We start from the raw sequence: 26,235 nt of genomic DNA, 5'->3' as shown, positions 1-26,235 counted from the left end.
AGTTCGACGGCCCCTCGTTGCCATTCTCGTGGGGGTCCTGGTCGGGGGCGGCCTGATGGCCGTCACGCCGGCAGGCGCCGAGGTCAGCAACGCCGTGGCCACCAACTGGAAGAAGATCTGGAACAAGGAGCTCAAGCCGCAGGCCGACCAGCGGTACTACACCAAGAAGAAGAGCGACAAGAGGTACTACACCAAGTCGGACTCCGACGCGAAGTACCAGCCCAAGGGCAACTACGCGCTCACCGGCTCGTCGTACACCAAGGCCGAGTCCGACTCGAAGTACGCCGGCGCAGGCTCGGCGTACACCAAGGCCGAGAGCGACGGGAAGTACGTTCCCGTCCCGATCACCTACCGCGGCTCCTTCCTCGCCCACAGCTACGTTCCCGCTGCGGCCGAGTACGCAACGACCGACATCGTCTTCCCGGTCCAGCTGAAGGTTGCGCCGCTCGTCCATGTGATCGACACCGGCGCGGCGCTGCCTCCCGGCTGCTCGGGCACCGCAGGTGCGCCGGGGGCGTCTCCGGGCAACCTGTGCATCTTCGTCTCGGGCAAGACCAACGTGAACGCGAACGCCTTCTACACCTGCAAGGGCGCGGGCACGAACTGTGCCCTCGGTGCCGTGGGCTCGGCCGACCCGTGGGGCCTGACGATGTACGCCGTCGCGGCTGCAGCCGGCCGCACCCAGGCCTACGGCAGCTGGGCTCTCAACCCCGGTGGCTCTGCCGGCGTCTCGACCACCCGGTCGGGAGGCGACTCGCTCACCACGCCGGGGAAGGGGTCGCCCGCCAGCACCGAGTAGGAACCAGCTGTCACGAGGCAGGGACTGCCGCCGCATCAGGGGATGCGGCGGCCGTTCCGCTGTCCGGGCCGAGAGCCGCGGGGTCTACCCTCGCCATGTGACCCAGGAGCACCGCAACAAGTCCGGTTTCGACACGCGTGCGATCCACGCCGGCTACGAGCCCGACGCGATGACCGGGGCGGTCAACCCGCCCATCTACGCCAGCAGCACCTACAAGCAGGACGGCGTCGGCGGCCTGCGCGGCGGTTACGAGTACAGCCGCTCCGCGAACCCGACGCGTACGGCGCTGGAGGGCGCGCTCGCGGCGGTCGAGGACGGCGAGAAGGGGTTCGCCTTCGCCTCCGGCCTCGCCGCCGAGGACACCATCATCCGGGCGCTGACGCGACCCGGCGACCACGTCGTGATCCCCGACGACGCCTACGGCGGCACGCACCGCCTCTTCGACAAGGTCGCCAAGGTCTGGGGCACCGACCACAGCTCGGCGTCGGTGGCCGACACGGACGCCGTCGCCGCGGCCATCGAGCCCGGCCGCACCAAGCTGGTGTGGGTCGAGACGCCCACCAACCCGATGCTCACCATCGGCGACATCGAGGCGCTGGCCACCGTCGCGCACGACGCGGGTGCCCTGCTCGTCGTCGACAACACCTTCGCCTCGCCCTACCTCCAGCAGCCGCTCACGCTCGGCGCCGACGTGGTGGTGCACTCGACGACCAAGTACGTCGGCGGGCACAGCGACGTCGTCGGGGGAGCGGTCGTCGTGCGCGACCTCGAGCTCGCCGAGAAGGTCGGCTACCACCAGAACGCCATGGGCGCGGTGGCCGGACCGTTCGACGCCTTCCTGACGCACCGCGGCCTCAAGACGCTCGGCGTACGGATGGACCGCCACTGCGACAACGCGGAGCGGATCGTCGAGTTCCTCGACGGTGACCCGCGGGTCACCGAGGTGATCTACCCCGGCCTCGCGGCCCATCCGGGTCACGAGGTCGCGGCCCGTCAGATGAAGCGCTTCGGCGGGATGATCTCGTTCCGCGTCGCCGGCGGGCTCGAGCAGGCCCTCGCCGTCTGCGAGCGCGCCGAGGTGTTCACCCTCGGGGAGTCGCTCGGCGGCGTCGAGTCGCTCATCGAGCACCCCGGGAAGATGACCCACGCCAGCGTCGCGGGCACCGACCTCGAGGTGCCGGACGACCTCATCCGGCTCAGCGTCGGCATCGAGACCGTCGACGACCTCGTCGCCGACCTCGACCGCTCCCTGGCCTGAGTCGTGGACGAGGCACCCGACCCCCGCTACCTCCTGGCCAACGAGCGGACCCTCCTTGCCTACGAGCGCACCGCGATCGGTCTCATGGTGGCGGCCGTCGGTGCCCTCAACCTGCTGGACGATGCCTGGCCCAACGTCGCCCTGGGGATCGCCTTCCTGGTCGCGTCGGCGCTGACCGCCGGCGTCGGCTGGTACCGCTACCGCCAGGCCGAGCGGGCGATCCGGACGGGCACCGACCTCCCGCCAGGACTCGGCGCGCAGGTCGTCGTCCTCGCCGTGATCGCGATCATCGTGGTGGTCGCGTTGACGGTGCTGGTGTGAGCGCGGTCGTCTGCGTCGACTTCGGCTCGACGTTCACCAAGGCCGTGCTCGTGGACCGCGCGACGGGTGAGCTCCTCGCCACCGCGAGCCACCCGACCACGCTGCCGGACGCGACCGGCGCCGGTGACGTCCTCGACGGGTACGACGCCTGCGTGGCCGCGCTCGCCGAGCAGGACCCCCACGCAGTCGACGCCGACGTGCTCGCCTGCTCCAGCGCCGGCGGCGGGCTGCGCATCGCGGTCGTCGGCAACGAGGAGCTGGTCACCGCCGAGGCCGGCCGCCGGGTCGCGCTCTCCAGCGGCGGCAAGGTCGTGCTGGTGCTGCACGGCGGGCTCGACGACACCAAGCTGGCCGCGCTCCGGGCGGCCGAGCCCGACGTGGTGCTGCTCGTCGGCGGCACCGACGGCGGCAACGCCGAGGTGCTCGAGGGCGACGCCCGCTTCCTGGCCGGGCAGCCGTGGCCGGGGCCCGTCGTGGTGGCCGGCAACGTCGAGTCACAGCCCCTGGTCGCGGAGCTGCTGAGCGGCGCGGGGACGCCGCACGTGCTCGCCGACAACGTGGTGCCGCGCATCGGCGTGCTCGCCCCGGACAGCGCGCGCCGGGCGATCCGCGAGATCTTCCTGAGCCACGTCATCGGCGGCAAGCACCTCAGCAGCCGCACCGACGCCCGAGGCCGCACCTTCACCTCGATGGTGCGCGGCGCGACGCCCGACGTCGTGCTCACCGGCGTGGAGCTGCTCGCCCGCGGCCTCGACGACCAGCACCGCGGTGCCGGTGACGTCGCGGTCGTCGACGTCGGTGGTGCGACCACCGATGTGCACAGCGTCGTCGAGCTCGACCCCGAGGACAGCGGCCTGGCCCGCGAGGTCGTCGCCACCACGCCGGTCACCCGCAYGGTCGAGGGCGACCTCGGCATGCGCTGGTCGGCCGTCTCGACGGTCGAGGCCGCCGGTCGCGACGACCTCCACGCCGCCGCCGTACGCCGCCGCGAGCAGCCCGACCTCCTCCCCGACGGTTGCCCCGACCCGGCTGCCGAGCAGGACGCCGACCTCGACATCGCCGCGGCCGCCGTCCGGATCGCCCTCGAGCGCCACGCCGGCCGCAGCAAGGTGGTGGTGAGCCCCGAGGGACGCGTGGTCGAGCGCAGCGGCAAGGACCTTCGCGAGGTCGACCTCCTCGTCGGTTCGGGCGGCGTGCTGCGCCACGGCGGCCCCGACGCCGTCCGCCGGGTGCTGGCGCCGGCCACGGGCGACGCCTTCGAGGGGGGTTGGCAGCTGCCGCGCGACCCGCGCGTGGTCGTCGACCACGACTACGTGCTCGCCGCCGCGGGGCTGCTGGCCGAGGAGCACCCCGTGGCGGCGCACCGACTGCTGGGTGGTCTCAGGGCCGCAGGGGATAGGTAGCGTGACGACGTGAGCGAGCAGAGCAGGCCCTCGGCAGACACCCCGGGCGACCCCGAGGTGGAGTCGGGACGGCGGCGGCTGTTCGCCGCTCTCGCCCGCGAGGAGGACGGGCTCACCGAGCGCATCGTCGCCCAGTGGGCGCAGTCTCGTGCCGAGCGCCGGACCGAGCCGGCGTTCACCACCGGACCTTCCAACTTCAGCCGCGCCCAGGTGCCGTGGGGCCTCGACCTCGCCGCCGCCTGGTCCTGGCGGCTCATCGCCATCGCGATCGCGATGCTCGGCCTGCTGTGGACCCTGCGCTTCTTCGCCGTCATCACCCTGCCGCTCGCCATCTCGCTCCTGATCGCCGCGCTGGCCTCACCCGTCGTCATCTGGTTGCGCCGCGTCGGGGTGCCGCGCGGCCTCGCGACCGGCGTCGTGATGCTCATCGGCCTCGGGACGGTCGGGCTGCTGCTGACCTTCGTCGGCCAGCAGGTCGCCCAGGGCGCGAGCGATCTGTCCGACTCGGTGGTCACCGGGCTCGGTCAGGTCAGGGAGTGGCTGCGCACCGGGCCGTTCCACGTCTCGGACTCCCAGCTCGACGGCTACATCAAGCAGATGCAGGCCGCCGTGTCCGGCAGCACCGGCACCGACGGCATGGTCACCCGGGCCACCGAGGTCGGCACGGCCCTCGGCCACGTGGTCGCGGGCTTCTTCATCGTGCTGTTCTCCACCTACTTCTTCCTCGCCGACGGCGAGCGCATCTGGTCGTGGCTGGTGCGGATCGCCCCCCGCGCCGCGCGCGAGCGCGTCGACGCCTCGGGCCGCGTCGCGTGGGTGTCGCTGACCCAGTTCGTGCGGGCGACGGTCCTGGTGGCCTTGGTCGACGCGATCGGGATCATGCTCGTCGCCGTGTTCCTCGGCGTGCCGTTCGTCGTGGCCATCGGCGTGCTGGTCTTCCTCGGCGCGTTCGTCCCGATGATCGGTGCCACCGTGGCCGGACTGGTCGCGATCCTCGTCGCGCTGGTCGACCAGGGTCCGTGGACGGCGCTGCTGATGCTGGGTGGCGTGATCCTGGTCCAGCAGATCGAGGGCCACGTGCTGCAACCGTTCCTCATGGGTCGCTTCGTCTCGCTGCACCCGCTCGGCGTGATCGTGGCGATCGGCTGCGGGGTGCTCGTGGCCGGCATCGCGGGCGCGCTGGTCGCCGTACCCCTCGCCGCGGCCGGCAACGCCGTCGCACAGCACCTCTCCTCCTACACCGACGTCGGTGAGCACGATCCCGACGACGCGCTCGAGGACGACATCGGGCCACCTCCCAACGAGGGCGACCAGGTCCACGATGACGGCCCCCTCGCGGGTCCGGACGCCCCCGACGATGCCGACGACAAGCACGGCGACAAGCACGACGACAAGCACGAGGACCGGGCATGACTGAGCAGTGCTCCCTGGCCGACATCATCGCCGCGCGCGAGATGCTCGAGGGCCTGACGGTGACCACGCCGATGGAGGAGTCGCGCTGGCTGTCGGCGCTCGTCGGGGGACGGGTGTCGCTGAAGTGCGAGAACCTCCAGCGCACCGGCTCGTTCAAGTCGCGGGGCGCCTTCGTCCGCATCTCGCGCCTGTCCGCCGAGGAGCGGGCCAAGGGCGTCGTCGCGGCGTCCGCGGGCAACCACGCCCAGGGTGTCGCGCTCGCCGCCTCGACGCTCGGCATCAGCTCCACCGTCTTCATGCCCGAGGGGGCGCCGATCCCCAAGGAGAAGGCGACCCGCGGCTACGGTGCCGACGTCGTCTTCCACGGCCGCTACCTCGAGGACTCGCTCGCGCGCGCCCGGGAGTTCGCGGACGAGACCGGCGCGGTGCTGATCCACCCCTTCGACCACGTCGACATCGTCGCGGGGCAGGGCACGCTCGGGCTCGAGGTCCTCGAGCAGGCGCCGGACGTACGCACCGTGCTGGTGCCCACCGGTGGTGGCGGGTTGCTCGCCGGGGTGGCGATCGCGGTCAAGGCGCTGCGCCCCGACGTACGCGTGGTGGGGGTGCAGGCGGAGGGCGCCGCGGCCTACCCGGGCTCGCTCGCAGCCGGCGAGCCCGTGCCGCTCGAGTCGATGAGCACGATGGCCGACGGCATCGCGGTCGGCCGGCCCGGTGACATCACCTTCGCGGCGGTGCGCGACCACGTCGACGAGATCGTGACCGTCTCGGAGGAGTCGCTGTCCCGTGCGCTGCTCGCCCTGATCGAGCGGGCCAAGCAGGTCGTCGAGCCCGCCGGCGCGGCCGCCGTCGCGGCGCTGCTCGACAACCCGACCGGCTTCCAGACCCCGGCCGTCGCGGTGCTGTCCGGTGGCAACATCGACCCGCTCCTGCTCAGCAAGGTCATCCGCCACGGCCTCGCCGCGGCCGGTCGCTACCTCTACCTCCGCGTGTGCATCCCCGACCTGCCCGGCGGCCTGGCCTCCCTGCTCGCCGAGGTCGGTGCGGAGGGCGCCAACGTGCTCGAGGTCGCCCACGAGCGGATCTCGCCGTCGCTGACCCTCAACGAGGTCGAGGTGCGCATCCAGCTCGAGACCCGCGGCGAGACGCACGCCGAGCACCTGATGGCCCGGCTGCGCGAGCGCGGCTACCGCGTCGACAACTGAGCGTCGTACGCCCTCAAATGCCGCGGAGCGGTGAGTGAGACAGGTTCTGCACGCAGAAAAGCTGTCTCACTCACCGCTCCGGCGGTGATCAGGTGGTGCTCAGGCCTTGTAGGGCTCCGCGTCCACGATCTCGACGGAGAACTCCTTGCCGGTGGGCGCGGTGTAGGTGACCGTGTCGCCCTTGCTCTTGCCGTTGATCGCGGATCCCAGGGCGGTCTGCGGCGAGTAGACGTCGAGGGTGTCGCCCTCGGAGAGGTTCTCGCGGGCGCCGAGGAGGAACTTCTCCTCGTCGCCGCCGTCGATGCGGGCGGTCACGACCATCCCGGGCTCGACGACGCCGTCGTTGGGAGGCGTCTCGCCGACCTCGGCCTTGCGGAGCATGTCCTCGAGCTGACGGATGCGGGCCTCCTGCTTGCCCTGGTCGTCCTTGGCAGCGTGGTAGCCGCTGTTCTCCTTGAGGTCGCCCTCGTCACGTGCTGCGGCGATCTTCTCGATGATGTCCTGGCGCTTGGGGCCCTTGAGGTCCTCGAGCTCGGCCTGCAGCTTGTCGTAGGCCTCCTGGGTCAGCCAGACGGTGCCCTGGTCGGTCATGTCGGTGCTCCTGCTCACGTGGTACTGGATGCGGGTGTGCCTCAGCGCGCCCGCATCGGGTCAGTGGGATCTTCCGTCCGATCGGTGTCGGCGCGGCGACAGACGTCGGCCAGCGCACCCGGACGGGCAGAACGATCAGGTTAGCAAGACTGAGGCAAAAGTGCAGGCCGACGGCTCAGCGCGGTCGCGGCTGGTCGGGCGAGGTGCACCCGAGCTTCTCCACGGAGGTGGCGCGGCGCTCGGTGCGGATGACGACCTCGTTGGGGCCGTCGACCGGGGTGAAGGCGAGCTCGCCGACCGCCGTCTTGTCCTCGGCCAGCGCGCGCACGCGGCAGCTGGCCTCCACGCCGTCCGCCAGCTGTACGTCGACGCGGGCCTCGACCTGGTGGTCGCTCGTGACGTCGAAGGTGACGACCTCGGAGCGGACGTCGGGGCTGCCGTGGAACCACGCCGTCCAGCCGAGCCACGTCAGTCCGACGACGGCGAGGACGACCGCGAGGCCCACGGCTGCGGGGCGCCGCCACCGGGCGGGGGCGCCGTAGCGGTCGGCGAGGTCGGTGGTCACGCACAGAAGCGTAAGTCCCTGCTCCTAGACTCCAGACCATGGCCCAGCCCCCCGCAGACCGACCCCGCGCCGGCCTCCGCCTCATGCACGTCCACGCCCACCCCGACGACGAGTCGAGCAAGGGGGCCGCGTCCACGGCGAAGTACGTCGCCGAGGGGGTCGACGTCCACGTCGCCACCTGCACCGGCGGCGAGCGCGGCTCGGTGCTCAACGCCAAGATGGACCGCCCCGAGGTCTGGGAGAACATCACCGAGATCCGCCGCGAGGAGATGCACCGCGCCCGCGACATCCTCGGCATCCGTCAGGACTGGCTCGGTTTCGTCGACTCCGGCTGGCCCGAGGGCGACCCGCTTCCGCCGCTCCCGGAGGGCTGCTTCGCGCTCGTGCCGCTCGAGGAGGCCACCGAGCGCCTCGTACGGCTGATCCGCGGGTTCCGTCCCCACGTCCTGACGACGTACGACGAGCGCGGCGGCTACCCGCACCCCGACCACATCCGCTGCCACGAGATCTCCGTCGCCGCCTACCACGCGGCCGGCGACCCGGAGCGCTTCCCCGACGCGGGTGAGCCGTGGCAGCCGATGAAGCTCTACTACCACCACGGCTGGAGCTGGGCGAAGACCAACGCCCTCCACGAGGCGATGCTCGCCCACGACCTCGAGTCGCCCTACGCCGAGCGCCTCGAGAAGTGGGAGCGCGAGCCGGAGTGGGACGACCGGATCACCACGCGGGTGCCGTGCGGCGACTACTTCGGGGTCCGCGACCAGGCGCTGCTCGCCCACGCCACGCAGATCGACCCCGACGGCATGTGGTTCGCGATCCCGCGTGAGATCCAGCAGAAGACCTGGCCCACCGAGGACTACGAGCTGGTCGAGTCGACGGTCGAGAGCACGCTGCCCGAGGACGATCTCTTCGCGGGGATCCCGACCCCCGCTCCCTGAGCAGGAAGTGGGACACTAGGGGCATGCTCCACCTGCTGATCATCGCGCTCGTGAACGACCCCACGCCGGAGGACACCGAGGTGAAGGCGGGTCCGCTGGGCTTCGCCGTGTGGATCTTCATGATCATCGCGGTCGTCATCATCGCGTTCAGCCTGGTCAAGCAGCTGCGCAAGGCGCAGGCGGCCAAGGACGCCGGCGTCTACGGCGACGAGCCGGTTCAGCGCTCCGAGGAGACGGACGCGACGGACGCACCGGACGCACCGGGCACCCCGGGTGGCTCGGCCACGACGGGCACCTCCGCCACCACCGACGAGCGCTGAGGCTCCTCAGCCCTGCTGCCCCTGCCCGGGCAGCCACCAGTTCCACCGGCCCAGCAGCGTCATCGACGCCGGCAGCAGCAGGCCGCGCACGATCGTCACGTCGAGCAGCACGGCCACGGTCATCCCGACGCCGATCTCCTTGACCGCGATCAGCTCGCCGAGCGCGAAGCCGAGGAACACGATCCCGATCGCGACCGCGGCGAGCGTCACCACCGGTCCCGAGGCGGTGATGCCGGTGAGGACGGCCTCGTCGTTGAGCGCCCGGAGGTCCTTGCCGCGATCCCGCTTGCGCGTCGGGCGGGCCAGGGCCTCGTCCCACGCCTCGCGGATCCGGGCGACCAGGAAGACGTGGTAGTCCATCGACAACCCGAACGCGAACATGAACAGCAGCAGGGGAGTGGTGACGTCGAGGGCGCCCCACGAGTCGAAGCCGAGCAGGGACGACCCCCAGCCGCGCTGGAAGATGGCCACCACCACGCCGAGCGTCGCGCCGAGGGAGAGCAGGTTGAGCGCCACCGCCTTGATGGGTACGACAACGGAGCGCGTCAGCCGTCCCAGCAGCAGGGCGGTGAGCAGCGCGACGACCAGCACCGCGATGGGCGCCCGGTCGGCGAGGGCGTCGCGGGTGTCGACCAGCTCGGCCGTGGGCCCGCCGACGAGGACGTCGGCCCCGAGGTCGGCGGCCCGCAGCCGTCGTACGAGGTCCTGCACCTTCGGGCCGTCGTAGTCGCCGGCAGCGTCCGGCTCAGGCTCGACGAGGAGCTGGCTGAGGTCGCCGGGCACGGGGTCGAACAGCAGCACGTCGACGACGCCGGGGATGCCGGCCAGCCCCGCCATGGCGTCCGCGGTCTCCTGGGAGGAGAACTCCGCCTCGACCAGCACGGTGATCGGGGTGGCCACCTGGTCGGGGTAGCGGTCCTCGATCGCGGCCTGCGTCAGCCGCGGCGCGCTGTCGCGGGGGAGCGAGCGGGTGTCGGAGTTGCGGAGGTCGAGGGACAGCAGGGGCGTGCTGAGCAGGAGCAGCAGGGCGGTGCACCCGAGCAGCACCGGCCACGGCCGGCGCTGCGCGAACCTCGCCAGGCGTGGCAGCAGCGCATGGGCGCTGGGGGTGCCGCCCAGGAAACGACCCGCCGCGGGTGCGGGGATCCGCCCGTGTGACACGGCGACCAGCGCGGGGGCGAGGGTCAGTCCGGTCAGCGTGGCGCCGGCGACCGCGACGAGGCCTCCGATCGCCATCGGGGAGAGCACCGGGTCACGCAGCACGAGCAGGCCGGCCAGCGCCGTCGCGACGGTGAGGCCCGAGACGAGGACCGTGCGCCCGGAGGTGGCCAGGGTGCGCCCGAGCGCTGCTGCGACGTCGGTGCCCGGCGCGGCTGCTCGCTCCTCCCGGAAGCGGCCGAGGACCAGCAGCGCGTAGTCCACCGCCAGGCCGAGGCCGAGCAGCGTGACGACGTTGACGGCGTAGTCGCTCACCGGCGTCAGCCGCGCCAGGCCCGCCAGCGCCAGCAGGGCCACGCAGACCGAGCCGAGCGCGGTCGCCACGGGCAGCAGGCCGACGACGAGCCCGCCCAGGGCGAGCGCGAGGACGACGACGAGCACGAGGATCGCGACGCCCTCGCCCCGCGCGGCGTCCTGCACGGCCTGCTCGCCGAAGGCCTCCTCGGCCAGCAGCGGGCCGCCGACCAGCACCTCGGGCATGCCGACCTGCTGCAGGGTCTTCTCGACCTCGGCGGCGGCAGCGAGGGCACGGTCGCGGTCGACGGTGTGGTCGATCTCGACGGTGACGACCGTGCCGAACCGGTCGGGCCGGACGAGGTCCTGCGCGCCGGTGGTCCAGGGGTCGCGCACCTCGACGACGTCCGGCAGGTCTCGTACGGCGTGGAGGGTGCGCGTGGCCTGGTCGATCAGGTCGACGCCGTAGATGTCCGCACCGGACAGGACGGCGACCACCAGCTCGCCCTCGGGGTCGGCGGCCTCGAGCCGATCCTTCACCTGGGCCGACTCGCTGTCGTCCCGCAGGGGGTCGGGAGCCTCGGCCAGGTCGAAGACCGAGCCCCCCAGGACGGCGCCGAGCACGACGACCACCGCCCAGGTCGCGAGGACCGGGCGTCGCCAGCGGTGCAGCAGCCGTCCGAGGTCCTCCAGCACGAGCGTGACTGTAACGGGGACCGCCCCTTATGACGATCACCAGTCAAAAGTTGTTCACAAACTGTCGGATCGGTCCTAGGGTGAGCGTCGTCACAATCGTCCCGGCGTGCCTCGCGCCCGGGCTCCCGAGAGGTAATCCCCCGGTGTCGAAGAATTCCTCCACCGCTCCACCCCCCCGCGCGCGCCGCTGGGCCGCCGCGACCCTTGCCGCTGCCGTTGCGGCAAGCCTTGCCGCCACGGTGCCGAGCGCCGCGTCGGCCATCCCGTCCGGCGACGAGCCCGGCGTCACCATGCGCGGTTACCAGCTCGGCCAGGGCATCTCCGAGCTCTGCACCCTGAAGGCCGCGCAGACCCCCAACGTCGACCTGCTCAAGCCGACGATCGACTGGGACGCCCCGGAGGACTTCGGCGGCCTGTCCGAGAACTTCGTCGTGGAGGCGCTCGCCAACCTCGACATCCCCACCGCCGGCTCCTACACGTTCCGGCTGCTGAGCGACGACGGCTCCGAGCTGTTCATCGACGACACGAAGGTCATCGACAACGACGGCCTCCACGGCAACACGCCGAAGGACGGCTCGGCGGAGCTCTCGCCGGGCATCAAGAAGCTGCGGATCAACTTCTTCGAGGCCGGTGGCGGCGAGCAGCTCACGCTGCAGTGGAAGAAGCCCGGTGACGCTGCGTTCACCGTCGTGCCCACCTCCGTCCTCAGCACCGAGGCCGGCGTCACGCGCGTCACGGCTCCCGGGTTCAAGTACTGCGAGGGCCAGAACGACTCGGCCGGCGACGGTCTCCAGCTCGACGGGGTGAACCCCGCCTACAAGGTCACCGACCTCCGGCCCAGCGGCTTCGAGCCGCAGGTCACCGGCCTCGAGTGGATGGGCGACGACCTGCTCGTCCTCACCTGGGGCGGCAACGGCAACGACCAGGGCAACGTGGAGCTCGGTGAGCTCTACCGGCTCGAGGGCGTCAAGGGCGCCGACTCGACCGCGGACGTGACGCGCACCAAGATCGCGGGCGGCCTCAAGGAGCCGCAGGGCATCAAGGTCGTCGACGGCGAGATCTACATCTCCGAGAAGACCGGCCTGATCAAGCTGACCGACGAGGACGCCCAGGGCGTCTTCCAGTCGCAGGACCAGATCGCGACCTACCCGTTCGACGGGAACTTCCACGAGTTCGGCTTCGGCATGCTCTACAAGGACGGCAAGTTCCACGTGAACCTGTCGGTCTCCATCAACCTCGGTGGTGCCACCACCGTGCCGCAGGGCTCGCAGGACCGCGGCAACCACATCACCATCGACAAGGAGACCGGCGAGATCGAGCACGTCGCCGGCGGCCTCCGCACGCCGCACGGCATGGGTTGGGGCGCGAACGGCGAGATCTTCGTGACCGACAACCAGGGCGGCTGGCTCCCGGCCTCCAAGCTGATCGAGATCAAGCCGGGCGAGTTCTACAACCACTTCACCACCGAGAAGGACGGCACGCCCGGTCGCTTCGACGACCAGCCGGTCACCAAGCCGGTGCTGTGGATGCCGCAGAACGAGATCGCCAACTCCCCGAGCACGCCCGTCGTCGTCGACGGCGGCCCGTACGCCGGCCAGATGTTCATCGGCGACGTCACCTACGGCGGCCTCCAGCGCGCCGACCTCGAGGTCGTCGACGGCGCCAAGCAGGGCGCGCTGTTCCGGATGACGCAGGGCCTCGAGGCCGGTGTCAGCCGGGTGCTCAAGGGCGACAACGGCCAGCTGATCATCGGTGGCCTCGGCGCCGGCGGCAACTGGGGCCAGAACGGCAAGCTGCGCTACGGCCTGCAGAAGCTCGACCTCACCCAGAACGTGCCCTTCGACATGCTGTCGATGGACGTCGTCGAGGGTGGCTTCGAGATCGAGTACACCAAGCCCCTGTCCGCTGACACGCTCGCCGACCTGGCGAGCAAGTACCAGGTCCAGCAGTGGCGCTACCGCGCGACGGCACAGTACGGCGGTCCCAAGCTCGACCAGGAGAGCCTCTCCGTCACCAGCGCGACCGCCAGCGAGGACGGGAAGACCGTCACGCTCGAGGTCGACGGCCTGAAGCCCGACCGCGTCGTCCACCTCCGCTCGCCGCGGCCGTTCGCCTCGACGTCTGGTGACACGCTGTGGAGCACCGAAGCCTGGTACACCCTCAACAGCTACCCCGGCTACGTCGAGCCCGAGCCCGAGGCCCCGGCCGACGGCATCTATGAGCTCGAGGACGGCATCCTCACCGGCACCGCCGGGATCGACACCGAGCACGCCGGCTTCACCGGGTCGGGCTTCGTCGACGGCATCCAGACCATCGGCTCGGGTGTCACCGTCGACGTCGTCGCCCCCAGGGCCGGCGCCTACGACCTGGTGCTGCGCTACGCCAACGGTCCCAACCCGCAGCCCAACCAGGCGAAGAAGATGAGCCTGTACGTCGGCGGGGTGMTCCAGACGATCGTCCTGCCGCCGCTCGGCGACTGGAAGACGTGGGGCACGCACACCGTCCGCGTCAACCTGCCGGCCGGCGTCACCACCGTGGAGATCGCCTACGAGACCGGTGACGACGGCAACGTCAACCTCGACCACCTCAAGGTCGTCGACCCGACCGGTGGTCGTGTCGAGGCCGAGGTCGGCACCATCACCGGTGACCGCAACCGCGTGCAGACCGAGCACGCCGGCTTCAGCGGCGCCGGTTACGTCGGTGGCTTCGAGGTCGACGGCGCGTCCGTGACCTTCGACGTGACCGCGACGGCGGCCGGGTTCCACAACGTGAAGCTCGGCTACGCCAACGGCCCGAACCCCCAGGCCGGCCAGACCAAGGTGATGTCGGTCTACGTCAACGGCGTCTTCGCCAAGAAGCTGTCGCTGCCGCCGTTCGCCACCTGGAAGGAGTGGGGCTCGGTCACCGACCAGCTCGAGCTGCAGGCCGGCACCAACGTCATCAAGATCCAGCGCGACGCCGGCGACAACGGCAACGTCAACATCGACTACCTCGACCTCGGTTCCCGTGAGGCGTGCGCGCCGGGCCAGACGCCCGGTGCCGACGACGAGTTCGACGGCACGAAGCTGGACACGTGCCGCTGGAGCACGATCCTCAACAAGACCGCGACCGGTGTCGCCGTGGCCGACGGCCAGCTGCGCATCAACGCGCAGTCCGGTGACCTCTCCGGAGGGGCGGTCGACGCCAAGAACATGGTGCTGCAGCCGGCTCCGGCCGAGGGTCCCTGGGCCGCTGCGACCCAGTTCTCGATGACCGGTGCCGACGACTACCTCCAGGGTGGTCTCGTGGCCTGGACCAGCGCCACCAACTACGCCAAGTTCGTGGCGATGGAGAAGCCGGACGGCGACTGGGTGCTCGAGCTGGGCCGCCGCATCAACGGCGACATGGTCTACACCAACGCCGACCTGCCCGAGGGCGCCGCTCCCGACGACCTGCAGCTGCAGATGGTCTCGACCGGCACCTCGATCCAGGGCCGCTGGTCGGTCGACCAGGGTGCCACGTGGACGTCGATGGGCTCGGGCTACCCGAGCACCGGGCTGGTGGCACCGAAGGTCGGCGTCGCCGCCTACAACGGCACCGGCAGCCAGGTCGGCGCGTTCGACTGGTTCAAGATGGTCGAGCCGGTCGTCGAGCCCGACACCTGTGAGGCCACGCCTGCAGACCCGGGCTACCGCAGCCTGTTCGACGGCACCGCGGCGAGCATGGACGACTGGAACATGGCCGGACCCGGCCTGTTCACCCGTGAGGCCGACTGCACGCTGAAGACCAACGGTGGCCTCGGCCTGCTGTGGCACTCGGAGCCGCTCGCGGGCGACTACTCGCTGCAGCTGGACTGGAAGCTCACCAAGGACGACAACGGTGGCGTCTTCGTCGGGTTCCCGAACCCGGAGACGACCCCCCGCTACGACGGCGACGCCCCCAACCCGGCGGGTGACCCCTGGGTCGCGGTCGACCGTGGCTACGAGATCCAGATCGACGCCAGCGACGCCGACGACCGCACGACGGGTGCCATCTACACGTTCAAGGGTGCCGACAAGGCGGCCCGCGACGCGGCGCTCAACGGGCTCAACGAGTGGAACCACTACGAGATCCGGGTCGAGGGCAAGCGCATCCGCGTCTACCTCAACGACGTGCTCGTCAACGACTTCACCAGCCCGGAGTCCGAGACCAGGCGCCTCACGTGGCCCAGCCACATCGGGCTGCAGAACCACGGCGGCGGCGAGAACGTCTTCTACCGCGACGTGCAGGTCATGGACCTCGCCGACCCGGAGAACGTCGCGTCCGACGTGACGGTCACCGCGCCGGAGGAGCTCGAGACGGGTGCCAAGGGTGAGGTCGTCGTCGAGGTCGGTTCGGCCGCCGAAGCGGCACCGACGGGTGAGGTGGTGCTGTCCGTGGACGGCACCGACCTGCCGGCGGTGGAGCTCGAGGACGGCAAGGCGACCTTCGAGGTCGGCCCGTTCGCCGAGGCGGGGACCGTGGAGCTGGTGGCCGAGTACGCCGGCGACGTGGCGACCGACCCGGGCCAGGGCAGTGCGCAGCTGAAGGTGGTGGAGCCGTCGACGACCCCGCCGACGACGCCGCCCACGACGCCGCCGACGACCCCTCCCACCACGCCGCCCACCACGCCGCCGACGACCCCGTCGGCGCCCGCGGTGACGGTCGTCAAGGGCGGGAAGGTCGACGCGACGAAGAACCGGCGCAAGGCCAAGCTGGTGCTGAGCTGCGGCTCGGTCGCCTGTGAGGGCAAGGTCGTGCTGCGGACCCGCGGCGCGAAGGGCAAGCGGCTCGGCGCCGGCGCGTTCGACATGGACGCGCGGGACAAGGGCATTGTGGTGCTCAAGCTCAACAAGTTGGCGCGCGCCCTCCTCGGCAAGAAGGCGTCGCTCAAGGTGGTGCTGGTCGTCCGCCACGAGGACGGCACCACGCAGCGCGTGAAGGTCCGCCTCAAGCGCTGACCCGTTCCCGGGTGGTCAGGCGCGCAACAACGTCTGACCCCCGGACACCCCCCGACGGCCCGTCCTCCCACACCGGGGGGCGGGCCGTCGTCGTACGCCCTGTCCGACAGATCGCCGGCCGCWGCGTCATACGGACCGGCACCTATCGGTGCGGATCGGTATGACGCAGCCCCGGTTCCCGAAGCCGGGTCAGCGCCTGACCACCCGGACCAGGCAGTCCCACGCCGTACGACGCTCCTCGCCGCCGTGGCCGTCGGCCGCGGTGACCTCGCGGGCGACACGCTCGGCGTGCAGCACCTCGACGTCGAGGTCGGCCGTGCTCGTCAGGTCGCCGACGACGTCCTGGGCGGTCATCAGCACCGCCGGGTCCTGCGGCCCGCCGGTCCCGTCGGTGAGGTTGCTCGAGTCGTGGGCGACCAGCAGGAACGTCCCGCCGGGACGCAGCATCCCGACTGCGTTGCGCACGGCACGCCGCCGGTCGCCCGCGGGTACCTGCAGGTAGGCCACCACGACGAGGTCGACCGGCTCCGCCGGCTCCCAGGCGGTGGCATCGGCGCGGACCCACGTCACGTCGAGCCCTCGAGGGTCGTCGGCAGCCAGGCGGGCGCCCTTGTCCAGGGCGACCTGCGAGAAGTCGACGGCGACCGCCGACCACCCGCGCGAGGCGAGCCAGATGGCGTTGCGTCCCTCGCCGGCCGCGAGGTCCACCGCAGTGCCCGGAGGCAGGTCGGCGAGCTCGGCGGCCACGAACTGGTTGGGCTCCCGCGACCAGACCAGGTCGGTGGCGGCGTACCTCTCGTCCCAGGCGTGTGCGTCCATGTCCAGCAGGGTAGGCCCCGCTCGGGACGTGGCGCCGGGCTCAGCCCACGGCCACGAGTCGCAGCACCCGGGCCTCCTCCGGGTCCAGGACCGGGAGCGCGATGCCCGACGTCGCCAGCACCCGGCCGCCGAGCTCGGCACCGTCCGCGGACCAGGTGCCGGTCAGGTCGGCGCCGACCGGACCGAGGGGCATCTCCTCGGTGAGGCGGTAGCGCCGGTCGGGGTCGAGGCCCGTGAGCAGGAGCGGGGCGGGGTGCTGGGTCGCCGTCGCCGCCACGGTCGCGACGACGTACCACGCCTCGGAGCGGTCCTCGGCCACGATGCCCGTCACCGCGACGGCGGGGTCCGGGTGGTCGGGGTGGACGAGCGTGCCGGTGCCGATGAGGGGTCGCACGCGCTTGTGGAGCTCGATCCACGTGCGCAGCTCGGCGAGGGTGGCCTCGTCGAGGCGCGACATGTCCCACTCGATGCCGAACCAGTGCAGCAGCGCGGTCGCGGCCCGGTAGCGCAGGGAGTGCGTCCGCCCGGTGGTGTGCGCCGTCGGCCCTCCGACGTGGGAGCCCATCAGCTCCGGCGGCACGAGGAGCGAGGTCCAGCGCTGCAGGTGCTGCCGCTCGAGCGCGTCGATGGTGTCGCTGGGCCAGATCCGGTCGGTGCGGGACAGCACCTCGGCGTCGACGCGGGCGCCGCCCGAGGAGCACGACTCGACCTCGAGGGCCGGGTGGACGGACCGCAGGTCGTCGAGCAGGCGGTAGAAGGCCAGCGTCTGGCCGTGCACGGCGGGACGACCGTCGTGGACGGCGTCGGTGATGTCCCGGTTGTGGTCCCACTTGAGGTAGGCGATGTCCAGCTCGTCGAGCAGCGCGAGGAGCGCGTCGCGCAGGTCGTCGTATGCGCCCTGGTCCTGCAGGTCGAGGACCTGTTGCTGGCGCCACTCCGGCGGCACGGCGGAGCGCCCGCGCAGCACCCGCTCGGGGTGGCGGCGGGCGGTCTCGGAGTCGAGGCTGACCATCTCCGGCTCGACCCACAGGCCGAACTCCATGCCGCGGCCGGTCACGTGCTCGACCAGCGGGCCTAGCCCCTGCGGCCAGACGGCGGGGTCGACGGTCCAGTCGCCGAGCCCGGAGGTGTCGTCGCGGCGGCCCAGGAACCAGCCGTCGTCGAGGACGAAGCGCTCGACCCCGACGGACGCGGCGGCGTCGGCGAGCTCGGCGATCCGGTCGAGGGAGTGGTCGAAGTAGACCGCCTCCCACGAGTTGGCGATGACGGGGCGCTCGGTCCGGGACCGCGGTGTGACGGCGCGCAGGTGGGCGTGGAAGCGGTGGCTCATCGCGTCGAGCCCCGATCGCGACCACGAGCCGAGCACGTGCGGGGCGTCATAGGTCTCGCCGGGGGCGAGGACCACCTCGCCCGGGTCGAGCAGCTCACCCCCGCCGACCAGGCACTCACCCTCGGGCGTGCGCTCGGCGTAGTGGGTGTGGTTGCCGCTCCACGCGGTGTGCACGGCCCACACCTCGCCGGATCCGAAGGTGAACCCGGGTGTCCCGGCCACCATGACGAGGGTGGCGTCGTGGCCGGTGCGGCCGTGGCGGGCGTCGCGCCGGTGCGTGCCCTGCACCCACGGGTGGCGCTGCGGCGCACGCTCCTTGCACCAGCGTCCGGTCAGGTCGAGCAGCTCGGTGGCATGGGCGCCGACGGGCAGCGCGGTCAGGACCGAGGCGAGGTGGAGGTCGCCGTCGGCGGTGTTGGTCACCGACGTCCGCGCGTGCAGGAGACCCGCAGCGTCGAGCGACAGCGCGACCCGCACGGACCAGCCCGCCTCGTCGTCGGTCGACGTGCAGGTGACGCTCGCCCCGCCGTCCGTGCGGACGTCCCACGCGACCAGGCTCGGCGTCACCGCCCGGGTGGTGCCGCCGACGCGGAGGCCGGACAGGGCAGGGGTGCCGGAGTAGCCGCGCGTGCCGTCGGGCACGAGGCCCGTCGTGCGCCTGCCGTCGTACGACGACCGCGAGGCGCCGGGTCGCCGGGCTGCCGCCAGGTCGGTCAGGGCCGCGTGGTCGAGGTCGCCGAGCGCGGCGCCCCAGTGCACGATGCGGGGGATGCCGTGGTCGTCGTCGGCCAGCACGAGGCTGACCCCGCCGCGCGCGAGGTGGACGGGCGCGGTGCTCACGAGTCGACCGCCGCCACGAGGTCGTCATCGTCGTCGTCGACCGGGTCGACGACGACGAGCTCGCCGACGTGGTCGGCGAGCGCGCCGCTGGCGTGGGCCGACAGTCCGGAGTCGGTCACCAGCACGGCTGCCTCCGACAGCGAGGCCATGCTGCTCAGGCCCACGACGCCCCACTTGCTGGAGTCGGCGCACACGATCAGGCGCCGCGAGCGCTCGATCATCGCGCGGTTGGTCTCCGACTCGAGCAGGTTGGGCGTGCTGAAGCCGGCTCGGACGTCCATGCCGTGCACGCCCATGAAGAACGCGTCGACGTGCAGGCTGCGCAGCGACGACACGGCGACCGGGCCCACCAGGGCGTCGGACGGAGTGCGGAGGCCGCCGGTCAGGAGGACCGAGGTGGTGGCGTCACCCGTGCGGTGCAGCACGTCGGCGACCCACACCGAGTTGGTGACGACGGTGAGGTTGGGGATCCGGGCGATGTGCTCGGTGAGGGCGTGGGTGGTGGTGCCTGCCGAGACCGCGATCGCCATGCCGGTGTGCACCAGCTCGGCGGCGGCTGCCGCGATCGCCTCCTTCTCCCGCCGGTGCTGCACCGACTTCGCGGCGAACCCGGGCTCGGAAGAGGACGGCTCGGCCACCGCGAGGGCCCCGCCGTGGACCTTCTCGAGCAGGCCGTCGCGGTGCAGGGCGACGAGGTCGCGCCGCACCGTCATGTCGGAGACGCCGAGCAGCTCGACGAGGTCGGTGACGCGCACCGTCCCGTCCCGGCTGAGCTCGGCGAGGATCCGGCCCCGGCGCTGGGCGGCGAGCATCAGGACTCCCGCACGACGGCCACGCCGCCCGCGGGCACCTGCAGGTCACCGGCGACGTCGCGGCCGGTGACCAGCTCCACCCCGTGCACGTCGACCGGGGCGGGTGCGTCGCCGTGGTTGATGACGAAGAGCCACCTCGAGTCGTCGCCGACCCGGCGGGTGACCTCGACCAGGTCGGTGGCGCCGGGCAGCGCCTCGATGCCGGTCTCGGCGACCAGCCGCTCCACCAGCCGGTCGGTGCCGCCGGGGTCGAGGCGCGTGGCGACGTACCACGCGGTGCCCTCGCCGACCGTCCTGCGGGTGACCGCGGGGAGTCCGGCGGCGGGGCCGTCGACGTGCGTCGCGACCGCCTCCGCGCCGGCCAGCTCCAGGTCCTCGGACCAGGTGTCTGCGGTGACGGCGTCGGCGCCAAGCCCTTCCACCTGTACCGACTGGCCGGTCAGCAGCGGGAGGAACTCGGTGGTGCGGACGCCCAGCAGCTCGCGGAACGCCCCTGGGTAGCCGCCGAGACGGATGTGGTCGTGCTCGTCGACGATGCCGCTGAAGTAGGTGATCACGACGGTGGCACCGGCCTCGGCTGCCGCGGTGAGGGCAGCGACGGTGGCGTCGTCGACGAGGTAGAGCGTGGGCACCACGACGAGCCGGTAGGACGACAGGTCGGTGGACGGATGGACCACGTCGACCCCCACGCCCTGGGCCGACAGGGCCCGGTGGAGGTCCTCGGCCCGGTCGCGGTAGCGCACGTCGATGCTCGGGTGGGAGTCGAGCTCGCAGCCCCACCACGCCTCGTAGTCGAACAGGATGGCGGCGTCGTTGCGAGCGGTGCTGCCGGCTGCCTCCTCGGCCGCATCGAGCACCCGGGACAGCTCGACGACTTCGCGCCACTGCCGGGTGTCGGTGCCGGCGTGGGGGAGGAGCCCCGAGTGGAACTTCTCCGCCCCGGCCCGCGAGGCGCGCCACTGGAAGAACAGCACGGCGTCGGCGCCGTGCGCGACGTGCGACAGGCTGTTGCGGATCATCTCACCGGGCACCTTGGCCCGGTTGCGGGGCTGCCAGTTGACCGCGCTCGTGGAGTGCTCCATCAGCAGCCACGGACGACCCTCGGCCGTACCGCGGGTGAGGTCGGCGCTGAACGCCAGCTCGCGGTGGCCGCCGTCCTCCGCGCCGATGAGGTAGTGGTCGTTGGACACGACGTCGAGCTCGCGCCCCCAGCGCAGGTAGTCCATGGCGGGTGTCTGCCGCATGACCATGAAGTTGGTCGTCACCGGCACCCCGGGGGAGAGCCGGTGCAGCACGTCGCGCTCGACGACGAAGTTGTCGAGCAGCTGGTCGGAGGAGAAGCGCGCGAAGTCGAGCTGCTGGGTGGGGTTGGCGTGGGTGGGCGCCACGCGTGGCGGCAGCACCTGCTCGAAGTCGTCGTAGCGCTGGGACCAGAACGCCGTGCCCCACGCGTCGTTGAGCCGCGCGACGTCGTCGTCGTACCGGCGGCGCAGCCACGTGCGGAACGCCGTCGCGCTGGTGTCGCAGTAGCAGCGGGCGTTGTGGCAGCCGAGCTCGTTGGACACGTGCCACAGGACGAGCGCCGGGTGGTCGCGGTAGCGCTCGGCCATCCGGGCGCACAGCTCCAGGGCGTGCTCGCGGTAGACCGGTGAGCTGGGGCAGAAGGACTGGCGCCCGCCGGGCCACAGCGTGCGCCCGTCCTGGGTCACCGGCAGCATCTCGGGGTGGCGGTGCGTCAGCCACGGCGGCGGAGACGCGGTGGCGGTGGCGAGGTCGACCTTGATCCCCGCCGCGTGCAGGTCGTCCATCTGCTCGTCGAGCCAGCCGAACTCCCACGCTCCGGCTCGCGGCTGCAGCCAGGCCCACGAGAACACCGCGAGCGTGACCAGGTCGACGCCGGCCTCACGCATCAGGCGACGGTCCTCGACATGGGCCTCGGCGGGCCACTGCTCGGGGTTGTAGTCGCCGCCGAAGGCGAGTGCGGGCAGGGAAGTCGGCATGCGCAACTGTGTCCGCCCTCACAGGCGAAAGTCAACGCTTTGACGAGGATTTGGGTTTGGAAATGTTTGATCTGGTACCGAATGACCGCCTGAAAGGGTTGACGACCCTGTGGCGGCCGTCACATGCTGTGCATCCCTGTTTGATTTTGTCCTTGGCTGTCAGTCGCTCCCAGGAGGCCGTCGTGTCACTCTCCCGTCCCAGCGCCATCCCCCGCTCGGCGCTCACCACCATGGCCGCCTCGCGGCGTTCCGTGCTGCGCGGCCTCGCCCTGAGCGGCCTCGCCGTCGGCAGCGCCAACCTCCTCGCCGCGTGCGGCGGCGACGACTCGGGCGGCTCGTCCGGCGGCGGCGTGAGCTTCGGCATCAACGAGGCGGAGGGCTCCGGTCCCGCCTACGACCGGCTCAAGGCCATGGCCGACGCGTACGGCAAGGAGGCCGACACCGAGGTCTCGGTCAACGCCGTCGACCACAACACGTTCCAGGAGAGCATCAACACCTACCTCCAGGGCACGCCCGACGATGTCTTCACCTGGTTCGCCGGCTACCGGATGGCCCAGTTCGCCGAGAACGGCCTGATCACCGACCTCAGTGACGAGTGGCCCATCGACGGCCTCGACGACTCCTTCAAGGAGGCCGCGACCGCGCCGGACGGCAAGCAGTATTTCGTGCCGGTGAGCTACTACCCGTGGGCGGTCTTCTACCGCAAGTCCGTCTTCGACAAGAACGGGTGGCAGCCGCCGACCAACGACGACGACTTCATGGCGCTGATGGACGACATGCAGGGCAAGGGCATCACGCCGTTCGCCTTCGGCGACAAGGACGGGTGGCCCGCGATGGGCACGTTCGACATCCTCAACATGCGGCTCAACGGCTTCGACTTCCACATGAGCCTGATGGCCGGGGACGAGGCCTGGGACGGCGACCAGGTCAAGGCCGTGTTCGAGAAGTGGCGCACGCTCCTGCCGTACAACCAGGCCGACCCGCTCGGACGGACGTGGCAGGAGGCCGCCACCTCGATGGGCAAGGGCGAGTGCGGCATGTACCTCCTCGGCACCTTCGTCGTGGACGCGATCAGCGACGTGGACGACCTGGACTTCTTCACCTTCCCCGAGCTCGACGCCAGCATCGGCGCCGACGCGCTCGACGCGCCTATCGACGGCTTCTGCGTCGCCGCGGCCGGCAAGAACCAGGAGGGCGGCAAGGCGATGGCCAAGTGGCTGGGCAGTGCCGCGGCCGCCGATGTGGGCAACAACGGCGCCGACGCGCCGTTCATCGCGGCCAACTCCGGCTCCAGCACCTCCACCTACAGCGACCTGCAGAAGAAGTCGGTCGAGGTCGTCAGTGCGGCCGCGAACATCGCCCAGTTCATGGACCGCGACACCAACGCCGACTTCGCCAACACGGTGATGATCCCGTCGATCCAGGACTTCCTGAAGAACCCCGACGACATCGACGGGGTCACGGCCAGCATCCAGGAGCAGGCCAACTCCATCTTCAGCTGACGCCATGGCACACATCGATGAGGCGCCGCAGCCCGAAGGGACCACCGAGCGGGCTTCGGCGCCACGCCAGGGCCGGGAGAAGAAGCTGGGCACCCGCGACCGGATCACCGTCATCGCGATGGTCACGGTCCCGCTGGTGCTGGTGCTGGGCCTGGTCTGGGTGCCGGCACTCGGGTCGGTCGCGCTGTCGTTCGGCAAGTGGAACGGCTTCGGTGACCTCGACACCATCGAGTGGGTCGGTTTCCAGAACTACCGGGACATCGCGACGATCTACCCGGCCTTCTGGCCGGCCATCCAGCACAACCTGATCTGGTTGGGCTTCCTGTTCTTCATCCCCACCGTGTTCGGCATGCTGCTCGCGGTGCTGCTCGACCGGGAGATGAGGGGCAGCCGCTTCTACCAGACCGCCTTCTACATGCCTGTCGTGCTGTCCCTGGCGCTCATCGGCTTCATCTGGCAGCTCTTCTACTCCCGCGACCAGGGCCTCATCAACGATGTCTTCGGCACCCAGGTGGACTGGTACGGCGACCCGGACGTCAACCTGTGGGCTGTCCTCGTCGCAACATCCTGGCGCCACACCGGCTACATCATGCTCATCTACCTGGCCGGCCTGAAGGGTGTCGACGCCAGCCTCCGCGAGGCCGCCGCCATCGACGGGGCCAGCGAGGTGAAGACCTACTTCCACGTGATCTTCCCGGTGATGCGTCCGATCAACATGATCGTCATCGTCATCGTGGTGATCGAGTCGCTGCGTGCCTTCGACCTCGTCTGGATCATCAACAAGGGCCGCAACGGCCTCGAGGTCATCGGCGCGCTCGTCGCCCAGAACGTCATCGGCGAGGCGACGAGGTACGGCTTCGGCTCCGCCCTGGCGGTGATCATGATGCTGATCTCGTCGATCTTCATCACCGTCTACCTGCGCAACGTCTTCCGTGAGGAGCGCCGAGGATGAGCACCCAGACCCTGCCCGCGGACACGGGTCCCACGCCCTCCGGCGCGAGCGGGACCGGCACCCCTCCCAAGCGTGTCGAGGGCGGGGTCATGAGCAGGCCGCGCGGAGTGGTGGTGACGGTCATCGTCGCGCTGCTGGCGCTGGTGTGGCTCTTCCCGCTGCTGTGGGCGCTGATCAACTCGTTCCGCGAGTACGACTACACGCAGGCCAACGGCTACCTCTCCCTCGGCGGGTGGACCACCTCCAACTACGAGGAGGCCTGGACGCGTGGCAACTTCGGGCTCCACCTGAAGAACTCGTTGCTGGTCACCATCCCGGCCGTGCTGCTGACGCTGTGGCTCTCGTCGATGGTGGCGTTCGTGCTGGCGCGGTTCAGCTACCGCTTCAACCTGCTGATGCTGGGAGTCTTCCTCGCCGCCAACCTGCTGCCGCCGCAGGCGCTGCTGATCCCCGTCTTCCGGATGTTCCGGGAGGTCCCGCTTCCGTTGTTCATGAGCGACTCGGGCTCCCTGCTCAACAGCTTCTGGGCGCTCATCCTGGTCAACACGGCCTTCCAGATGGGCTTCTGCACGTTCGTTCTGAGCAACTACATGAAGACGCTGCCTCATGAGATCTACGAGTCCGCCGAGCTCGACGGGGCCAGCGTGTGGCGCCAGTACTGGCAGCTGACCATGCCGCTGGTGCGGCCCGCGCTGGCAGCCCTCGCGACCCTGCAGTTCACCTGGGTCTACAACGAGTTCTTCTGGGCGACCGTGCTCATCCAGCAGGGCGACAAGCTTCCCGTGACGTCGGCGCTCAACAACCTGCGCGGGCAGTTCTTCACCGACACCAACCTGGTCGCGGCCGGCTCGATCATCGTCGCGCTGCCGGTGCTCGTCGTGTTCTTCCTGCTGCAGAAGCAGTTCGTCTCCGGGCTCACGCTCGGATCGACGAAGGGCTGACCCAGGCGCCGGCGCGCATCGTCCGGGCCACCTGCAGGTCCTCGTCCAGCGCGACGAGGTCGGCCCGGCGACCTGCCTCGAGCGCGCCGACGTCGTCCAGGCCCCACACCCGGGCCGGCGCGGTGCTGGCGGCGTGGACCACGTCGAGGAGGGGCAGGCCTGCGGTGCGCACGGCGAAGCGGACCGCTGCGTCCATGGTGAGCGTGGAGCCGGCGATCGCGCCGGTGCCGTTCCCGTCGGCGAGACGTGCCACGCCGTCGCGCACCTCGATCGCCATCGGGCCCAGCCGGTAGTCGCCGTCCGGAGCGCCTGCGGCGGCCATCGCGTCGGTGACGAGGACGGCACGGCCGGGCGCGGCAGCGAACACCATGCGGAGCACGGCCGGGTGCAGGTGCACGCCGTCGGCGATCAGCTCGACCTCGACGGGGGAGTCGAGCAGGGCGCCGACGGGGCCGGGGTCGCGGTGGTGGAGCGGGCGCATCGCGTTGAAGAGGTGCGTGCCGAGGCGGGCGCCGGCGTCGAGGGCGGCTCGCGCCTCGTCGTACGTCGCGTCGGTGTGGCCGATCGCGGCGACGACGCCGGCGGCGGCGAGCTGCCGTACGGCCTCGATCCCGCCGGGCAGCTCGGGTGCGAGGGTGACCATGCGTACGGCGCCGTCCCCCGCGGCGAGGAGGGCCTGGACCGCGGCCGGGTCCGGGTGGGTGAGCGAGCCCGGCTGGTGGGCGCCGGAGCGCTGCGGGCTCAGCCAGGGGCCCTCGAGGTGGATGCCGGCGAGCCGACCGTCCTGCACCAGCAGGGCGAGCTCGCGGACGGCGTCGGCCATCCGCTGCGGGGTGTCGGTGACCAGGCTGGCCGCCATCGACGTCGTCCCGTGGGCGAGGTGGGTGTCGGCGACGACCGCCGCCGCGTCCGCCGTACCGAGGTCGAACGACGCGCCCCCGCCGCCGTGCACGTGGAGGTCGACGAACCCCGGGACGACGGTCGCCCCACCGAGGTCGACGTCGGGCTCGCGCGGAGGCGCCCCCTCTCCGACCTCGACGACGCGGTCGCCGTCCAGGAGGAGCCACCCCGGCGCGAGGACCCGCGCCGGGGTGACCACCTGTCGTGCAGCAAGGATCAC

At 71.4% G+C, this 26,235-nt stretch carries 20 protein-coding genes; 12 read left to right on the top strand and 8 right to left on the bottom strand.

From position 1 onward, the window contains the following. Positions 1 to 28 precede the first annotated feature (28 nt). From AC1DP1_RS02585 to ilvA, 6 genes are all read left to right on the top strand, one after another. Positions 29 to 799 (top strand): hypothetical protein, encoded by a 771-nt coding sequence (locus AC1DP1_RS02585; RefSeq protein ID WP_477505511.1) that lies wholly within the window; start codon positions 29 to 31, stop codon positions 797 to 799. A gap of 97 nt (positions 800 to 896) precedes the next feature. Next, a complete protein-coding gene (locus AC1DP1_RS02580; protein WP_477505510.1) occupies positions 897 to 2,057 on the top strand; it encodes a cystathionine gamma-synthase in 1,161 nt (386 codons plus the stop codon). A 3-nt stretch (positions 2,058 to 2,060) separates the two neighbouring features. After that, positions 2,061 to 2,378, top strand: a complete 318-nt coding sequence (locus tag AC1DP1_RS02575) for a YidH family protein (RefSeq protein WP_477505509.1) — start codon at positions 2,061 to 2,063, stop codon at positions 2,376 to 2,378. Further along, entirely contained in the window at positions 2,375 to 3,781 is a 1,407-nt protein-coding gene (locus tag AC1DP1_RS02570; RefSeq protein WP_477505508.1) for a glutamate mutase L, read from the top strand. Before AC1DP1_RS02575 ends, AC1DP1_RS02570 begins: the two co-directional genes overlap by 4 nt. A 9-nt stretch (positions 3,782 to 3,790) precedes the next feature. Beyond that, on the top strand, positions 3,791 to 5,194 hold the full coding sequence (locus tag AC1DP1_RS02565; RefSeq protein WP_477505507.1) for an AI-2E family transporter: 1,404 nt from the start codon (positions 3,791 to 3,793) through the stop codon (positions 5,192 to 5,194). Continuing rightward, entirely contained in the window at positions 5,191 to 6,399 is a 1,209-nt protein-coding gene (gene ilvA / locus AC1DP1_RS02560) for a threonine ammonia-lyase (protein ID WP_457191852.1), read from the top strand. Before AC1DP1_RS02565 ends, ilvA begins: the two co-directional genes overlap by 4 nt. A 99-nt stretch (positions 6,400 to 6,498) precedes the next feature. Here the strand turns inward: ilvA and greA are convergent, their stop codons facing one another. Next, on the bottom strand, positions 6,499 to 6,990 hold the full coding sequence (gene greA / locus AC1DP1_RS02555; RefSeq protein ID WP_457184901.1) for a transcription elongation factor GreA: 492 nt from the start codon (positions 6,988 to 6,990) through the stop codon (positions 6,499 to 6,501). 175 nt (positions 6,991 to 7,165) lie between these two features. Then, positions 7,166 to 7,555: a DUF4307 domain-containing protein gene (locus tag AC1DP1_RS02550; RefSeq protein ID WP_457184899.1), complete on the bottom strand. Its 390-nt coding sequence runs from the start codon at positions 7,553 to 7,555 to the stop codon at positions 7,166 to 7,168. A 38-nt stretch (positions 7,556 to 7,593) separates the two neighbouring features. Here AC1DP1_RS02550 and mca point away from each other — a divergent pair, with 38 nt between their 5' ends. Both mca and AC1DP1_RS02540 read left to right on the top strand, forming a co-directional pair. Further along, positions 7,594 to 8,493 (top strand): mycothiol conjugate amidase Mca, encoded by a 900-nt coding sequence (gene mca / locus AC1DP1_RS02545; protein WP_477505506.1) that lies wholly within the window; start codon positions 7,594 to 7,596, stop codon positions 8,491 to 8,493. Positions 8,494 to 8,516: 23 nt separating this feature from the next. After that, on the top strand, positions 8,517 to 8,813 hold the full coding sequence (locus AC1DP1_RS02540) for a hypothetical protein (protein ID WP_477505505.1): 297 nt from the start codon (positions 8,517 to 8,519) through the stop codon (positions 8,811 to 8,813). Positions 8,814 to 8,819: 6 nt separating this feature from the next. On the opposite strand, the gene AC1DP1_RS02535 is transcribed toward AC1DP1_RS02540, so the two are convergent. Next, positions 8,820 to 10,961 carry an MMPL family transporter gene (locus AC1DP1_RS02535; protein WP_477505504.1) on the bottom strand — a complete coding sequence of 714 codons (2,142 nt, stop codon included), beginning with the start codon at positions 10,959 to 10,961 and terminating at the stop codon, positions 8,820 to 8,822. Between the two features lie 143 nt (positions 10,962 to 11,104). Between AC1DP1_RS02535 and AC1DP1_RS02530 the strand changes: the two genes are divergently transcribed. Next, positions 11,105 to 15,919 carry a 3-keto-alpha-glucoside-1,2-lyase-like domain-containing protein gene (locus tag AC1DP1_RS02530; protein ID WP_477505503.1) on the top strand — a complete coding sequence of 1,605 codons (4,815 nt, stop codon included), beginning with the start codon at positions 11,105 to 11,107 and terminating at the stop codon, positions 15,917 to 15,919. A gap of 189 nt (positions 15,920 to 16,108) precedes the next feature. Here AC1DP1_RS02530 and AC1DP1_RS02525 read toward each other — a convergent pair whose 3' ends face one another. The 4 genes from AC1DP1_RS02525 to AC1DP1_RS02510 are packed head-to-tail and all read right to left on the bottom strand — an operon-like array spanning position 16,109 to position 21,720. Continuing rightward, a complete protein-coding gene (locus AC1DP1_RS02525; RefSeq protein WP_477505502.1) occupies positions 16,109 to 16,738 on the bottom strand; it encodes a class I SAM-dependent methyltransferase in 630 nt (209 codons plus the stop codon). 40 nt (positions 16,739 to 16,778) lie between these two features. Next, positions 16,779 to 18,908 carry an alpha-galactosidase gene (locus AC1DP1_RS02520; protein WP_477505501.1) on the bottom strand — a complete coding sequence of 710 codons (2,130 nt, stop codon included), beginning with the start codon at positions 18,906 to 18,908 and terminating at the stop codon, positions 16,779 to 16,781. Further along, a complete protein-coding gene (locus AC1DP1_RS02515) occupies positions 18,905 to 19,720 on the bottom strand; it encodes a DeoR/GlpR family DNA-binding transcription regulator (protein ID WP_457184885.1) in 816 nt (271 codons plus the stop codon). The genes AC1DP1_RS02520 and AC1DP1_RS02515 overlap by 4 nt, the downstream gene beginning before the upstream one ends. Then, entirely contained in the window at positions 19,720 to 21,720 is a 2,001-nt protein-coding gene (locus AC1DP1_RS02510) for a beta-galactosidase (RefSeq protein ID WP_477505500.1), read from the bottom strand. The genes AC1DP1_RS02515 and AC1DP1_RS02510 overlap by 1 nt, the downstream gene beginning before the upstream one ends. Positions 21,721 to 21,902: 182 nt before the next feature. On the opposite strand from AC1DP1_RS02510, the gene AC1DP1_RS02505 reads away from it, so the two are divergent. From AC1DP1_RS02505 to AC1DP1_RS02495, 3 genes are read left to right on the top strand one after another with little or no spacing between them, the layout of a single operon-like run. Continuing rightward, the gene (locus tag AC1DP1_RS02505) at positions 21,903 to 23,222 is read left to right on the top strand and encodes an ABC transporter substrate-binding protein (protein WP_477505499.1); all 1,320 of its coding nucleotides are present in this window, start codon (positions 21,903 to 21,905) and stop codon (positions 23,220 to 23,222) included. A gap of 4 nt (positions 23,223 to 23,226) precedes the next feature. Next, positions 23,227 to 24,174, top strand: a complete 948-nt coding sequence (locus tag AC1DP1_RS02500; protein WP_457184879.1) for a carbohydrate ABC transporter permease — start codon at positions 23,227 to 23,229, stop codon at positions 24,172 to 24,174. Next, positions 24,171 to 25,115, top strand: a complete 945-nt coding sequence (locus AC1DP1_RS02495) for a carbohydrate ABC transporter permease (RefSeq protein WP_457184877.1) — start codon at positions 24,171 to 24,173, stop codon at positions 25,113 to 25,115. Before AC1DP1_RS02500 ends, AC1DP1_RS02495 begins: the two co-directional genes overlap by 4 nt. Here the strand turns inward: AC1DP1_RS02495 and nagA are convergent. Continuing rightward, on the bottom strand, positions 25,090 to 26,235 hold the full coding sequence (nagA, locus tag AC1DP1_RS02490; protein ID WP_477505498.1) for an N-acetylglucosamine-6-phosphate deacetylase: 1,146 nt from the start codon (positions 26,233 to 26,235) through the stop codon (positions 25,090 to 25,092). The genes AC1DP1_RS02495 and nagA overlap by 26 nt on opposite strands.

This window comes from Nocardioides sp. P4_G10 (genome assembly GCF_056401175.1).
The sequence above is the reverse complement of the archived record's forward strand: the minus strand, read 5'-3'. Positions and strand labels throughout refer to the sequence as shown.